At 65.7% G+C, this 13,624-nt stretch carries 12 protein-coding genes and 1 pseudogene; 5 read left to right on the plus strand and 8 right to left on the minus strand.

The genetic code is table 11. The annotated features are described in order from the left end of the window. Positions 1-12 precede the first annotated feature (12 nt). From ACQR1H_RS25205 to ACQR1H_RS25215, 3 genes are all read right to left on the minus strand, one after another. Positions 13-1,068, minus strand: a complete 1,056-nt coding sequence (locus tag ACQR1H_RS25205; RefSeq protein ID WP_315751236.1) for a lysylphosphatidylglycerol synthase domain-containing protein — start codon at positions 1,066-1,068, stop codon at positions 13-15. A gap of 502 nt (positions 1,069-1,570) precedes the next feature. Further along, positions 1,571-1,876 (minus strand): hypothetical protein, encoded by a 306-nt coding sequence (locus tag ACQR1H_RS25210; RefSeq protein WP_434908361.1) that lies wholly within the window; start codon positions 1,874-1,876, stop codon positions 1,571-1,573. Positions 1,877-1,880: 4 nt separating this feature from the next. Further along, the gene (locus ACQR1H_RS25215; RefSeq protein ID WP_434908362.1) at positions 1,881-3,275 is read right to left on the minus strand and encodes an OmpA family protein; all 1,395 of its coding nucleotides are present in this window, start codon (positions 3,273-3,275) and stop codon (positions 1,881-1,883) included. Positions 3,276-3,439: 164 nt separating this feature from the next. On the opposite strand from ACQR1H_RS25215, the gene ACQR1H_RS25220 reads away from it, so the two are divergent. Further along, positions 3,440-4,498, plus strand: coding sequence for a polysaccharide deacetylase family protein (locus ACQR1H_RS25220; RefSeq protein WP_434838119.1), 1,059 nt, complete (start codon positions 3,440-3,442; stop codon positions 4,496-4,498). A gap of 115 nt (positions 4,499-4,613) precedes the next feature. Beyond that, the gene (locus tag ACQR1H_RS25225; protein ID WP_316182009.1) at positions 4,614-5,423 is read left to right on the plus strand and encodes an SDR family oxidoreductase; all 810 of its coding nucleotides are present in this window, start codon (positions 4,614-4,616) and stop codon (positions 5,421-5,423) included. A 149-nt stretch (positions 5,424-5,572) separates the two neighbouring features. Here the strand turns inward: ACQR1H_RS25225 and boxB are convergent, their stop codons facing one another. From boxB to ACQR1H_RS25245, 4 genes are all read right to left on the minus strand, one after another. Then, positions 5,573-7,024, minus strand: coding sequence for a benzoyl-CoA 2,3-epoxidase subunit BoxB (boxB, locus tag ACQR1H_RS25230; RefSeq protein ID WP_316237354.1), 1,452 nt, complete (start codon positions 7,022-7,024; stop codon positions 5,573-5,575). 117 nt (positions 7,025-7,141) lie between these two features. Beyond that, entirely contained in the window at positions 7,142-8,830 is a 1,689-nt protein-coding gene (gene boxC / locus ACQR1H_RS25235) for a 2,3-epoxybenzoyl-CoA dihydrolase (protein ID WP_434874026.1), read from the minus strand. Positions 8,831-8,925: 95 nt separating this feature from the next. Next, positions 8,926-9,729, minus strand: a complete 804-nt coding sequence (locus ACQR1H_RS25240) for an alpha/beta fold hydrolase (protein WP_434908363.1) — start codon at positions 9,727-9,729, stop codon at positions 8,926-8,928. Between the two features lie 177 nt (positions 9,730-9,906). Further along, positions 9,907-11,445 (minus strand): benzoate-CoA ligase family protein, encoded by a 1,539-nt coding sequence (locus ACQR1H_RS25245; RefSeq protein ID WP_316237356.1) that lies wholly within the window; start codon positions 11,443-11,445, stop codon positions 9,907-9,909. Positions 11,446-11,554: 109 nt separating this feature from the next. Here ACQR1H_RS25245 and ACQR1H_RS25250 point away from each other — a divergent pair, with 109 nt between their 5' ends. The 3 genes from ACQR1H_RS25250 (at position 11,555) to ACQR1H_RS25260 (ending at position 13,215) form a co-directional block, all read left to right on the plus strand. Next, positions 11,555-12,475, plus strand: a complete 921-nt coding sequence (locus tag ACQR1H_RS25250; RefSeq protein ID WP_315801607.1) for a helix-turn-helix transcriptional regulator — start codon at positions 11,555-11,557, stop codon at positions 12,473-12,475. A gap of 127 nt (positions 12,476-12,602) precedes the next feature. Continuing rightward, entirely contained in the window at positions 12,603-12,953 is a 351-nt protein-coding gene (locus ACQR1H_RS25255) for a PilZ domain-containing protein (protein ID WP_315801608.1), read from the plus strand. Positions 12,954-12,957: 4 nt separating this feature from the next. Beyond that, complete coding sequence (locus tag ACQR1H_RS25260; RefSeq protein ID WP_316182020.1) at positions 12,958-13,215, plus strand: hypothetical protein; 258 nt, start codon at positions 12,958-12,960, stop codon at positions 13,213-13,215. 2 nt (positions 13,216-13,217) lie between these two features. Here the strand turns inward: ACQR1H_RS25260 and ACQR1H_RS25265 are convergent. Continuing rightward, positions 13,218-13,586, minus strand: a pseudogene (locus ACQR1H_RS25265) (hypothetical protein); the annotation flags it as partial. Between the last annotated feature and the right edge of the window lie 38 nt (positions 13,587-13,624).

The raw sequence follows: 13,624 nt of genomic DNA on the forward strand, positions 1-13,624 counted from the left end.
CTTGAACTGGCGTCAGGCACCGGAATCGCTGCGTTTCCTCACAAAAGCGGCTTCGGGCGGGGGGCCCGGATCGAGGCTGAGCGCGGCCTGCCGCAGCCGCTTCGACCGCGTGCTGATGATAACCTCGCGAAACGTCAGCAAGATTACAGAAATGAGGAACGGCGCCAAATAATACAGCATCCGGAACAGCAGCATTCCGGCCAGCAGCTCCTCGCGGTCCATCTGCCACAGCCCGACCAACATCGCGGCGTCGAACACGCCGAGCCCGCCGGGGGAATGGCTGGCGAAGCCGAGCAGGGTCGCCGAGACGAAGATCACGGCCACCACGACGAAGCCGAGATTGGGCTCGTCCGGCACCAGCACGTACATCGCCAGCGCGCAGAAACCGAGGTCGATGATGCCGATCGCGATCTGCAACAGGGTCAGCGGGCCGCTCGGCAGCACCACGGTCCACGGCCCGCGGCCGACCACGCGCGGCTTGGTCCATACCCAGGCGACATACCCCAACAGGCCGACCAGGATCGCGATCGCCACCATGCGGTTGACCCAGGGCGGCAGCTGGTCGATCGAGGCCGCGGCCTCCGGATGATAGCTGATGCCGAGCCCGAGCACGGCGGCATTGCCGAGCCAGAACGTCAGGCCGGCGAGGAAGCAGATCTTGGCGACGTCGATGGCGTTCAGCCCATGGGCCGAATAGACGCGGTAGCGCACGGCGCCGCCGGTGAAGACGCTGGCGCCGACATTGTGGCCGATCGAATAGCTGGTGAAGGCAGCCAGCGCGTTGACGCGGTAGGGCACGTGGTCGTGGCCAATGGCGCGCACCGCGAACAGATCGTAGAAGGTCAGCGTGAAATAGCCGGCGGCGACGAACAGCGCGGCGAGCGCGATCTGATGCGGCTCCGTGCTCTTGATCGCCTCGAGCACCTCGTAGGTGTCGATGCCGCGCAGCATGTGGTAGAGGACGTAGCAGGCGACCGCGATCACCGCGATGCTGATCAGCACGCCGAGCTTGTGCAGGACTTGCTTCTCGCGCAGGAACGTGGCCGCTCTGCGTATGGCTTCAAGCATCTACACCTCTCACCGTGATCCGATCACGACGGCCGGGGATGCCGCGCCCCGGAGGCCGCAGCATCATGTGCGCATACAACGCCCTCGTAGCGCGTTTCGACGCATTGGGGAACACGGAGCGTGCGAACAAAAGCGTACACATGGATATACTTAGCAGGCTTTACGGAAATGCGATGCACCGTTTTGCCGCACATGAGGCAAGACATCAGGCAAAGACGTCAGGCAAGGCATCATGCAGGACGGCGGGTCAGCGCACGCTCCCGCCAGCCTGCAAACCCCAGGTTAAACTTTGGTGAGGAACGCGGATCTCCGGGCTTTCCGGGTCGCCCCATGGCTCGGCGGGTCGGCATGGCTCAACGATAAGCGCCAGTTGCGCGTTTGACAGGTTCGCGCCTCGTCAAACCTTCGTGTCTCGCAGTTGCGATGACCTGCGCAGGCGGACCGGCGACGCGCCCGACGCCGTCTTTGCAGGTGGCGTCGGGTGCAGTCCGGTGCGGCGGTTTCAGGCCGCCGATTTCGTCCGCATGCTGCGGATCACCACCAGCGCCCGCAGCCAGGTGCCGATGGCGCAGCCGACGAGGTAGGGCACGAACATGATCAGCAGCAGTTCGAGCCAGTAGCCAGGCCGGCCGGGGATCAGGCAGGCCACGGCCGTCGCGACCAGGCCGGCGGCCAGCGCCGCCAGCAGCCAGGTCAGCCAGCCCGACACGCGCGGGGCGCGATGCACCACGGCGACCCAGCCCATTGCCAGCCCGATGGCGAATGCGCCGGCCAGCCAGCCCCAGTGAAAGGCAACGAGATAGGCCATGACGTTACCTCACCACGAATTCGATGCGCCGATTCTGCGCCCGGCCGTCGGCGGTGTCGTTGGCGGCGATCGGCTGGGTGCTGCCATAGCCGATCGCGCTGAAACGGTCGGCCGGCAGCCCGGCCTTGACCAGATAATCGACCACCGCCTGGGCGCGCTTCTGCGACAGCACCTGATTGGCCGCGGAATCACCGTCGGCATCGGTGTGGCCGATGATCTCGACATTGGCGGAGGGGCAGCGGAACGCGATCTCGACGAGGCGGTCGAGCAGACCGGTGGAATCCCTGTCGAGGTCGCTGCGGCCGGTCTCGAAGCGGATCTTGGCCTTGCCGAGCAGGTCGGAGAACAGCTGCTGGCACACCGTGGGATCGACCGGGGCGGCCGCCGGCTTCACCGTGATCTCGGCCTTCACCTGCCAGCCCTGCGGCACGTCCTTGGCGAGCCCGGTCCGGATCTGGGCGGCGGCGGCGTCGTAAAGCGCATCACCCGAAATCTTGATGTCGCGGTCGGACACCACCAGCGTGCCGGTCGACAGCCGCGACAAGGCGCCCAGCGCCGGCACCACCGCATTCACGAAATTGGCCGGCGCGCCGAGGCTGTTCTTGAGATTGTCCACGACCTTCTCGCTGAAGAATTTGCGCGATGAGGAGCCGATGACGACGGCGTGGATGTTCTCGTCTGGAACGTTGCCGGCGAGCGTCACGGTCACCGCGACCGGGTCCTTGTAGGCCTGGAAGACATAGGGCGGCGCCTTGACCTCGTTGCTGGCGACCTTGAAGCCGTCGGGCAGCTTTCCGAGCGCGGCCGCGATCGCCTCGCGGCCGCCGAGTTCGCGCGCCATGCCGGACAATGTGACGTCGCCGTCGGAGATCGTGAACTTGCCGTCCTTCAGCTTGGCGATCTGGCCGATCAGCAGCAGCGCCGCATCCTCGAAGCGCGCCGGCGCGCCGCGCGCCAGGCCCATCTGGTCAGCGACCTCCACGCCCGGCAGCGCCGCCCGGGTCGCGTCCATCAGCTTGCCCTTCAAGGCGGGCAACGGCGCGCTGCCACCCAGCGTCACCCGGACGACGTCACGCTCGGCCGACCAGACGAACGGCTTGGCCTCGGGGACCAGCCGAGTCTCGTCGTTGACGAGCCGCACGCCGGCCACGGCGTCGACCGCGGCGACGGCATCGCGGCGCCCGGCCTCGGAAAACGCATTGGCGCGCAGCGAGACATCGCGGCCATCCACCGTGATGCTCGTCCTGTCGAGCACCGCCCCCTTCAGGGCGGCCGCACTGCGACCGGCGAGATCATTCTCCAGGGGAACGGTGCTGGTCCAGGCCGCGAAGCCCCAAAGCACGATCAGCGGGATGACACCAGGCCACCATTTCCCGCTCCACCTGAAAAGTCCGCGCATTCGTCATCCGTCGCATCGAGGAAGCAGAGAGAAAACAAACCCTTGCATGCCTGTCAAACCGGAAATGAGGAGCGCCGCACGGTACGTTGCGACCGCAGGCTAAGGTTTTCTTCAATCATTCGTCGGTAACCTTGTCCCGACACTCACCGGGCCGCATATTTCAGATGAGGCGATTTCGCAAAACCTTTATCCGCGCCGGCCTGGAAGCGCTGTATCTGAGCGGCGCGCATGTCTGGCTGCGCCCGATCTTCTCGGGCGTGGGTGCGATCTATACGCTGCATCATGTGCGGCCGCACCGCGACGCCGATTTCCAGCCCAATTGTCACCTCGAGGTCACGCCGGATTTCCTGCGCGAGATGTTGTCGCACCTGCGCGACCACGACATCGAGATCATCACTCTCGACGAGTTGCACAGCCGGCTGGTGGCGAAGGACTTCTCGCGCCGCTTTGCCTGCTTCACCTTCGACGACGGCTATCGCGACAATCGCGACTTCGCGCTGCCTGTCATGCGCGAGTTCGATGCGCCGTTCACGATCTATGTGACCACCGATTTCGCGTCCGGAAACGGCCGGCTCTGGTGGGTGACGCTGGAGCGGCTGGTCGCGAAGACCAACGCGATCGACATCAAGATCGGCGGGCTGTCGTTGCAGCTCGATGCATCGACGCCGGCAGCCAAATGCGTGACGTTCCAGCGCCTGCACGACTGGCTGCGCGCACTGCCGGGCGAACACGACGTCCGGCGCGAGATCAGCGCGCTGTGCGCGCGCTACGACGTCGACGAGGCGTCGATCTGCCGTGAGCTCTGCCTGTCCTGGGACGAGCTTCGGGCGCTGTCGGTGGAGCCATTGATCTCGATCGGCGCGCATTCGATCAGTCACTGCAATCTCGCCAAGCAGACCGAGGAGACGGCGCGCATCGAGATCGCCGACAGCCGTGCCCGGATCGAGAACGAGTTGCAGCGGCCTGTGCTGCACATGGCCTACCCCTACGGCGACCGCGCCGCCGCCTCGCAGCGCGAATTCGTGCTGGCGGCCGCGAGCGGCTACAAGACCGCCGTCACCACCCGGCCCGGCATGATCTTCGCCGAAAGCGCCGATCATCTCACGGCTCTGTCGCGCGTCTCGCTGAACGGCCATTACCAGGACGCCCGCGTGCTGCCGGTGCTGACCTCGGGCGCCGCGACCGCGATGTGGAACGGCTTCCGCCGCATCGACGCGGCATAGGCCGCGTCTTCACACCCCCGATGAATTGCGGCAAATCCTTGCGACTGCGTCTCACTTGACAGTGCCAGCGCGTCCCGCACACAAGCGCGCACGACATAAGCAAAAGGGAGGCACCATGCTCAAGAACCTGTTCTCGCTCGAAGGCCGCATCGCGCTCGTCACCGGCGGCTCGCGCGGCATCGGCAAGATGATCGCGTCCGGGCTGCTCGCGCAGGGCGCAGCGCGGGTCTACATCACGGCGCGAAAGGCCGGTCCGTGCGAGGAGACTGCCAAGGCACTGACGGCGGAATATGGCGGCGAGTGCATCGCGCTGCCGATCGACATCTCGACGATGGCGGGTATCGACATGCTCGCGGCCGAGATCAAGACGCGCGAGCCCAGGCTCGACATCCTCGTCAACAATGCCGGCGCCGCCTGGGGCGCCGACTTCGATGAGTTTCCCGAGAGCGGCTGGGACAAGGTGATGAACCTCAACCTCAAGACGCCATTCTTCCTGACCAAGGCGCTGGCGGCGCCGTTGCGCGCGGCGGCCAGCGCCGAGCGGCCGGCGAAGGTCATCAACATCGCCTCGATCGACGGCATCTTCGTCAACCCGCTCGAGACCTATTCCTATGCGGCGAGCAAATCCGGCCTGATCCATCTGACGCGGCGCATGGCCGCCAAGCTGATCAAGGACCACATCGTGGTCACCGCGATCGCGCCGGGCCCGTTCAAGTCCGACATGAACAAGGCCGCGCGCGACAACGCCGACGAGGTCGCCGCGCGCGTGCCCGCGGGCCGCATCGGCACCGACGAGGACATGGCGGGGACGGCGATCTTCCTGGCGTCGCGGGCGGGCGACTATGTGGTGGGAAACACGATCGCCGTCGATGGCGGCATCGTCTACGCGAATCCCGGCATTCCAGGCGCGGGCTGGGATAGTTGAGGCCGAATTAGTAACCCAAGGAAAGGTCGGCTCCCTCCCCCCTTGTGGGGGAGGGGTGGAGAGGGGGGTAAGCCACGAACGACCGTCTCCGCGGCTTCCCTCCCTAGCCCTCCCCCACAAGGGGGGAGGGAACAGACCGGGTCCAGGTCTCAGGTCTCGATCTTCACGTACTCGAAATCACCCGGCTTGTTGTCGATGCCGACTTTCGGGGGCGCGATCCACGACGCGTATTCGCCGATCTCGGTGACGGGCTTCATCAGCGAGGCGATGTAGGCGCCGTCGTCGGCCGAGGGCAGCCAGTCGCCCTTGCGCTTCGCCCACGTGCCCTCGTCGATCAGGATGCCCTCGGGCGTCGCATGGACGTCCTTGAACTCGCCGATGGCGCGGTGGAAGGCGGTATGCGGCAGCTTGAGCTGGAAGTCGTAGCCGGCGGTGGTGATGATCTTGTTCCAGCGCAACAGGCCCTTGATGCAGTCCTGCGAGTAGTCGTCGCGCAGGCGCATGTTGAGCGCGGTCAGCGCCGGCTCGTCGACCCGCTTGATCTCGCCGTCGACCAGCTTGAGCACCGGATAGGTCGAGTTCTTGAGCTGGTGATCGTCCTGGATCTGGGTCTCGTGATAGCGGCCCTTGATGCCGGCGTTGAAGGCGTTCGCCGCGTTGGTCGAGACCTCCGAGCCGAACAGGTCGAGCGACAGCGTGTAGTGCAGGTTCAGCTTCTTCTGGATGGTCGGCAGGTCGATGACGCCGAGCGCGCGGACCTTGGCGATATCGGTGGGATCGTCGATGCCGGCGGCCCGCATCGCCTCGACGGTGCGCTGGATGACGCGGCCGACGCCGGTCTCGCCGACGAACATGTGATGCGCCTCTTCAGTCAACATAAAGCGGCAGGTGCGCGACAGCGGATCGAAGCCGGATTGCGCGAGGCTGTGCAGCTGCATCTTGCCGTCGCGGTCGGTGAAGTAGGTGAACATGAAGAACGACAGCCAGTCCGGCGTCTTCTCGTTGAAAGCGCCGAGCATGCGCGGAGAGTCCGCATCGCCAGAGCGGCGGCGCAGCAGCTCGTCGGCCTCCTCGCGGCCATCGCGGCCAAAATATTTCTGCAGCAGGTAGACCATCGCCCAGAGGTGACGGCCCTCCTCGACGTTGACCTGGAACAGGTTGCGCATGTCGTAGAGCGACGGCGCCGTCTTGCCGAGATGGCGCTGCTGCTCGACCGAGGCCGGCTCGGTGTCGCCCTGGATCACGATCAGGCGGCGCATCAGCGCGCGGTATTCGCCGGGGACCTCCTGCCACGCCGGCTCGCCATAATGCTCGCCGAACGGAATCTTCCGATCCTCTTCCTGCGGGGCCAGCAGGATACCCCAGCGATAGTCCGGCATCTTGACGTAGTCGAACTTCGCCCAGCCGCGCGGATCGACCGAATAAGCGGTGCGCAGATACACGAGCGACTGCTGGAAGCCTTCCGGGCCCATGTCGTTCCACCAGTCGACATAGCCGGGATGCCAGCCTTCCAGCGCCTTGAGGACCTGGCGGTCCTCGGCGAGATTCACGTTGTTCGGAATCTTGGTCGAGTAGTCGACGTTCATGATGTTCATGTTCATGGCGTGCCTCCCTGAAATCTTCCCGGTGGTCATGCCGGGCCTTGTGCCGGGCATCCACGTCGTTCGTGTCGATGAGCCCGTCATGGCCGGGCCAAGCCCGGCCATGACGGATGATAACTACACGCGCGTCATGTCGTATTGCGGCCGCTCGCCGGTGCCGTAGCGCCGGAGCGCGCCCTCCTCGCCGACCGCGTTGGGGCGCTGGAAGATCCAGTTCTGCCAGGCGGTCAGGCGAGCGAAGATCTTCGATTCCATCGTCTCGGGACCGGCGAAGCGCAGATTAGCCTCGAGGCCGGTGAGACTGTCGGGCGAGAAGCTGGCGCGCTCCTCGAGGAAGACCCGGATCTCGTCCTCCCAGTCGATATCGTCGAGCGCGAAGGTGACGAGGCCGAGCTCCTCGGCCTCATCTGCCTCCAGCGGCTTGCCGACCTGCTCGTGCACGCGCTCGAGCCCGTTGGGATCGTCGAGGAAGCGCGACTGCAGCCGGGTCAGACCGTGGCTCATCGGATAGGGACCGAAATTCATCGCCGACAATTCGATGGAAGGCGCCGGGCGGTTGTCGCCCTGGATGGTGCCGATCAGCATGTAGGAGCGGTCGGAGGCGAACACGAGCTCGGCCAAGGTGCCGGCGAAGCACGAGCCGGGCTCGACCAGCGTCACCAGCGTGCGCGACGTGACGTCGATGCGCTTGAGCACGCGCTTCCAATAGTGCCTGATCTCGTTGACCAGCCAATGCGCCTTGTTGGCTTCGAGGAAGGCGTCGTAGGCCAGGACCTGGGAGTTCTCGCCCTGCGACTTGAACACCAGCATTGCGATGCCGAGTTCGTTGATGCGCAGATGCAGGATGGCGTCATCGAGCTCGCGCGCGACCTGCAGCGGCCAGAACGAGGCGCCCTGCCCGATCATGCCGTCGATGTCGGCCGGCGGCGCGGCCTCGGGAGCTGAGACCGTGATGGTGGCGATGCGGGCGGCGCGGTCGATGTCGACATTGACGAAGCCGTAGCGCACGCTGCTCGCGTCAATGATGCGCTTGAGCGGCGTGAGCGCGACGCCCTTGCCGCTGCCGTTGCGCTTGGATGCGGCCGCGAACTCCCTGGCGCGCTCGGCGACCTTGGCATCGACCTTGGAGTTCGGCGCGATCTCGTCGACGAGACGCCATTGCACGGCGCGCTTGCCCTTGACGCCCTCCTCCGTCGTGCAGAACGCGTCCGCACGGTCGCGGCGCACCTTGCGCTTGTCGACGACGCGCGTCAGGCCGCCGGTGCCGGGCAGCACCGCGAGCAGCGGCACCTCCGGCAGCGACACTGAAGACGAGCCGTCATCGGCGAGGATGATGTGATCGGTGGCGAGCGCGAGCTCATAGCCGCCGCCGGCCGCGGTGCCGTTCACCACGGTGATGAAGCGCTGGCCGGAATTCTCGGATGAATCCTCGAAGCCATTGCGGGTCTCGTTGGTGAACTTGCAAAAGTTCACCTTGTGGGCGTGGGTCGCGCCCGCGAGCATGCGGATGTTGGCGCCGGCGCAGAACACGCGCGGCTTGGCCGAGCGCAGCACCACGACCTTCACTTGCGGGTGCTCGAAGCGCAGCCGCTGCACGGCATCTGCAAGCTCGATGTCGACGCCGAGATCATAGGAATTGAGCTTGAGCTGGTAGCCCTCGAACAGGCCGCCATTCTCGTCGACATCCATGGCGAGCGTCGCCACGTCGCCATCGATCGAGAGCTTCCAATGTTTGTAGCGGGAGGGATCGGTCTGAAAATCGATGAACGTCTTGCCTCCCGCGAGCACGCGGTCTTCCCCGGCCATGAGTCACCCTTCGTTGGAGTGCTTATCGTTGAGATGCACAATAATTCATGTTATGACTGGCGTCTACCGTTAAATGCCAGAACATGCACTTTGTTTCATGTTTGTGATGCCGGTGACGGCAAGCTGGCTGCGGCGAACTCGGCGATAACGCGCAGGGTCGCCTCGGGCGCCTCGCGATGCGGGGAATGGCCGGTCTTGGGCAGCATCGTCACCTCGACCGGGCAGTAGCACTCCTCCTGGAGGATCTCGACCTGGCGGAGGGTGCCGTACTGGTCATCGACGCCCTGGATCACGGCCACGGGGACGCGGATGTAGGCGAGGTCAGCCGTGATGTCCCAGGTCCGGAACGTCGGATCGAGCCAGGCGCCGTTCCAGCCATGGAACGCATTGTCGACGTCCTTGTGCCAGCGGCCGAGCTTGGTGCGCAGCTCCGTGGTTTCGTAAGTGGTCTTGATCGCGGCGATCGACGACACCGAAACGTCCTCGACGATGACATGCGGCGCGATCAGCACGATACCCTGGAGGCGATGGTCGGCGTGGCTGCCGGCATAGATCGCCGCGATGGAGGCGCCGTCGGAATGGCCGACGAGAAGACCGCGCCGGAAGCCGATCGCGTCGAGCAGCTTCGGCAGCACATCGCGCGCCTCGCGCTGCATGTAGTCGAGCGGGCGCGGCAGAGTGACCGGGCTCGAGGCGCCGTAGCCGGCGCGGGAATAGGCGAGCACGGAGGCGCCGGTGGCCTGTTGGAGCTTGTCGGGGAAGTCGCCCCACAGGCCGACCGAGCCCAGCCCTTCATGCAGCAGCACGATGCAAGGGGCGTCGGACGGCTGCGGGCCGATGAGACGATATTCGAGCTGGGCGGAGTCGATGGTGAGGAAGCCGTTCGGTGAAAGCTGCACGGTCACTCTCTCCTTCGTCATACCCGGGCTTGACCCGCCTGCGCGGCCGAAGCCGCTTCGACGCGGCGAAGGCCCGGGCATCCACGCCTTTCTTCGTCGCGGCGGGATGGTTGGCCGGGTCAAGCCCGGCCATGACGACAACTAAAAGCAGGGCCAACTTACGGGCAGGAAGACCAATTACTGGCTCGCCCCCTCGCGCAGCTTGAAGCGCTGGATCTTGCCGGTCGCGGTCTTCGGCAAGGATTCCACCACCTCGATCCAGCGCGGATATTTCCACGGGCCGATCTTCTGCTTGACGTGTTCCTTCAGTGCCTCGTGCAGGGTCGAGCGATCGACGCTCGGGCGCAGCACGACATAGGCCTTCGGCTTCAGCAGGCCCTCCGGATCGGCTTCCGGCACCACGGCAGCCTCCAGCACGGAGGGATGCGTGATCAGCGCGCTCTCGACCTCGAACGGCGACACCCAGATGCCGGAGACCTTGAACATGTCGTCGGAGCGGCCGCAGAAGGTGTAGCGGCCATCGGCATCGCGAACATATTTGTCGCCGGTGCGCGTCCAATAGCCCTCGAAGGTCGAGCGGGTCTTGTGGCGCTGATTCCAGTAGCCTTCGCCAGCCGAGGGCGCGTGCACCAGCATCTCGCCGACCTCGCCGTCCGGCACGCCCTCACCGGCCTCGTTGACAAGACGAACCTGATAGCCCGGCACGGGGCGCCCCGATGAGCCGTATTTGATGTCCCCGGGCACGTTGGACAGGAAGATGTGCAGCAGCTCGGTCGAGCCGACGCCATCGAGAATGTCGACGCCGAACCGCGCCTTCCAGGCATTGCCGACCGATTCCGGCAGCGCCTCGCCGGCCGAAGTGCAGATGCGCAGAGCGCTGCCGGCCTTCTCATGGCGCAGCGACTCATCGTGCAGCATCGCGGCGAACAAGGTCGGCACGCCGTAGAAGATGGTCGGATTGTAGCGGTTGAGGAGCTTGAACATCAGCGCCGGCGTCGGACGCTCGGAATTGAGGATCGTGGTTGCACCGACAGAGAGCGGGAAAGTCAGCGCATTGCCGAGGCCATAGGCGAAGAACAGCTTTGCGGCTGACAGACAGACATCGCTCTCGCGGATGCCGAGCACCTGGCTGGCATAGGTCTCCGCCGTCGCGGCGAGATTGCCGTGCAGATGGCGCACGCCCTTGGGCATGCCGGTCGAGCCCGACGAATATAGCCAGAACGCCGGCTCGTCCTCGTGGGTGGCGACCGTGTCGAACTGATCGCTCTCGCGCGCGAGCTCCTCGGTGAGCAGCTTGTGGCCGAAGGCATTGGCGCCGGAGACCACGACGCAATCGAGATCGGGCATCCGGCCGACAATGTCCTTCACCACCGGATACAGCGCCTCGGACACGAACAGCACGCGGGCGCGGCAGTCGGCCAGCACATAGGCGTATTGCTCCGAGGTCAGCAGCGTGTTGAGTGGCACCGGGACGATGCCCGCGCGCATGGCGCCAAGAAACACCGCGGGGAAATCTACCGTATCGAGCATGATCATCGCCACGCGCTCCTCGCGGCGGACGCCAAGGCGACGCAGCATGTTGGCGACGCGGCAGGTCTGCTGCTGCAAACCGCGATAGGTCAGCTCGGAGACCGTGTCCGTGTAGGCGAGCTTGTCGCCGCGCCCCGCTTCGACATTGCGGTCAAGCAACCACGATACCGCATTGTACGACTTCACGGCATTCTCCCCGGATTTTTGAATTATAATTCATACAAGGCCACCAACATCGCTTGCTGTCAATCCTCCCCGGCATTATGTTTCCTGCTCAAAAGAGTACCTCAGGGATATGACGCCACACAGCGATGCCCCGCGCGACGACGGCCAGTCCGCGGCCGAGACCGATTTCCTCGACCAGCTGGGCCAGCGGGTGCGGCGGATGCGCGGCCTCGCCGGCATGTCTCGCAAGGTGCTGGCCGAGGTCTCCGGGATTTCCGAGCGCTACATCGCCCAGCTCGAGAGCGGCAAGGGCAATGTCTCGATCGTGCTGCTGCGCCGCATCGCCAACGCGATCAACGCGCCGCTCGACGACATCATCCCCGGCGGCGAGCCATCGCCGGACTGGCCAGTCATTCGCGATCTCCTGAAGAAGGCGAGCCCGAGCCAGATCGCCGAGGTCAAGGAGCTGCTTGCCGGCGGCGCATCGGCGCCGCTGCGGCGTTCGTTCTCGGGCATTGCGCTGATCGGCCTGCGCGGTGCCGGCAAGTCGACGCTCGGCAAGATGCTGGCGGCGCGGATCGGCTGGAGCTTCGTCGAGCTGAACAAGGAGATCGAGCGGCAGAACGGGCTGTCGGTTGCCGAGATCATCGCGCTCTACGGCCAGGAAGGCTTTCGCCGCATGGAGCAGGCCGCCCTGGTGCAGCTGCTCGCGCGCAAGGAGCCGATGGTGCTGGCGACCGGCGGCGGCATCGTCTCCGAACCGGTGACCTTCGACCTGATCCTGACCTCGTTCTACACGATCTGGCTGAAGGCCGAGCCGGAGGAGCACATGGGGCGCGTGCGCAAGCAGGGCGACCTCCGCCCGATGGCCGACGACCGCTCGGCGATGGCCGAGCTGCGCAACATCCTCGCCAGCCGCGAGCCGCTGTACGCAAGGGCCAACGCCGTCGTGGATACAGCGGGCCTGTCGGTCGACGCGGCCGCCGCGCGGCTGGGTGAAGCTGTGAAGCCGGTCATCGCCAAAGAGGCCAGGATGTTTGCGCGAGGGTGAACGCGCGCAACGTCAATGCCGGCACATCCCGGCATGCGTTAACCACCGCCGTCATTTTCATACCGCCGATGGTGGCCACACACCCTCCGATTGCTTAATAGATCGTTAAGTGACTGGAGGACGTGTCATGGACAACCGTCGCAACGAGGCCCGCCAACGCGTCTACTATGGCGGCGTTCTGACATTCAACGCCGGCTGCTCGACGCTCGCCTGCGTCGTGCGCAACTTCAACAACCGAGGCATCAAGATCGAGTTGGAAGGGAGCGTGCTGCTGCCCGACCGCGTCGACGTCACGATCGAACGGCGCGGATGGTCGCGGCCGGCCCGCATGGTGTGGCGCGACGGTGCCGGCGCCGGCCTCGCCTTCGACAAGGAGAGCGAGGTCGTCTCGCTGGAATGGGCTCGCACGCTGCGCGACCGCGAACGCACCAACAAGCGGCTCAAATCCCGCCTCGAACAGATTCTGTCGGGGTACTGAGCTGATGTCCGAGGTCTCGCGAGACCGAGACGACCTGCTGCTTGCAGCTCCCGATGCGCCGCAGAGCCCCGCTCGCGCTGCCGAGCGCCGGCCGCGGCTGGCATGGCTGCGGCGCGTCGCCCTCCTGCTCGCCGCTCAATATGTCATCGTGCTGCTGATCGGCGTCGCAGCGGCGTCCACCGTGCGATCCTATGTGCTGCCGGAGGTCGTCGACCGCTTCGAGGCCCTCGCAGCGGCGCTCAAGCGAACGCCGCTGCGGTAAGCTCATTCCATTTCCCGCAGCTCCGCGTAGGTGAGCGGCTTGAGGCTGGCGCCATCGAAATAGACGAAGCGCAACCGGCGGCGGCGGGAGACGAAGTTCGACGGCAGCGGATCGTAGCGGAAGGTGCCGCCGCCGAGATGCGGCGTCAGGCTGCCGACATCGGTCAGCGCGTCGATCTCGACGCGCAGCAGCTTGAGGCTCGTGCCGTCGCGCAGGATCTCGAACGGGACCCGCGCCAGCCGCAGGAAGCTGGTCGGATCCGGCGCGGCGATGAAGCCGTCGACAAAGGCAGCCTCGACCTTGTCGAGATCCGGTTCGGCCGCCGCGGCGGGCTTGGCGCCGTCCGGTTGATGCGGCGTCTGCCACTGTACCGGCGAGCGGCCGCCGTGGGGATGGTTGTGACCGGGAC

Origin of the sequence: Bradyrhizobium sp. HKCCYLRH2015 (assembly GCF_051168215.1) — a bacterium.
Lineage (GTDB): Bacteria > Pseudomonadota > Alphaproteobacteria > Rhizobiales > Xanthobacteraceae > Bradyrhizobium.

Bases quoted from the DNA above. Each gene is read 5' to 3' on its own strand.
- boxC (WP_434874026.1), bottom strand. From the start codon at position 8,830: ATGGCCGGGGAAGACCGCGTGCTCGCGGGAGGCAAGACGTTCATCGAT.
- ACQR1H_RS25215 (WP_434908362.1), bottom strand. From the start codon at position 3,275: ATGCGCGGACTTTTCAGGTGGAGCGGGAAATGGTGGCCTGGTGTCATC.
- ACQR1H_RS25220 (WP_434838119.1), top strand. From the start codon at position 3,440: ATGAGGCGATTTCGCAAAACCTTTATCCGCGCCGGCCTGGAAGCGCTG.
- ACQR1H_RS25255 (WP_315801608.1), top strand. From the start codon at position 12,603: ATGGACAACCGTCGCAACGAGGCCCGCCAACGCGTCTACTATGGCGGC.
- ACQR1H_RS25205 (WP_315751236.1), bottom strand. From the start codon at position 1,068: ATGCTTGAAGCCATACGCAGAGCGGCCACGTTCCTGCGCGAGAAGCAA.
- ACQR1H_RS25210 (WP_434908361.1), bottom strand. From the start codon at position 1,876: ATGGCCTATCTCGTTGCCTTTCACTGGGGCTGGCTGGCCGGCGCATTC.
- ACQR1H_RS25260 (WP_316182020.1), top strand. From the start codon at position 12,958: ATGTCCGAGGTCTCGCGAGACCGAGACGACCTGCTGCTTGCAGCTCCC.
- ACQR1H_RS25250 (WP_315801607.1), top strand. From the start codon at position 11,555: ATGACGCCACACAGCGATGCCCCGCGCGACGACGGCCAGTCCGCGGCC.
- boxB (WP_316237354.1), bottom strand. From the start codon at position 7,024: ATGAACATGAACATCATGAACGTCGACTACTCGACCAAGATTCCGAAC.
- ACQR1H_RS25225 (WP_316182009.1), top strand. From the start codon at position 4,614: ATGCTCAAGAACCTGTTCTCGCTCGAAGGCCGCATCGCGCTCGTCACC.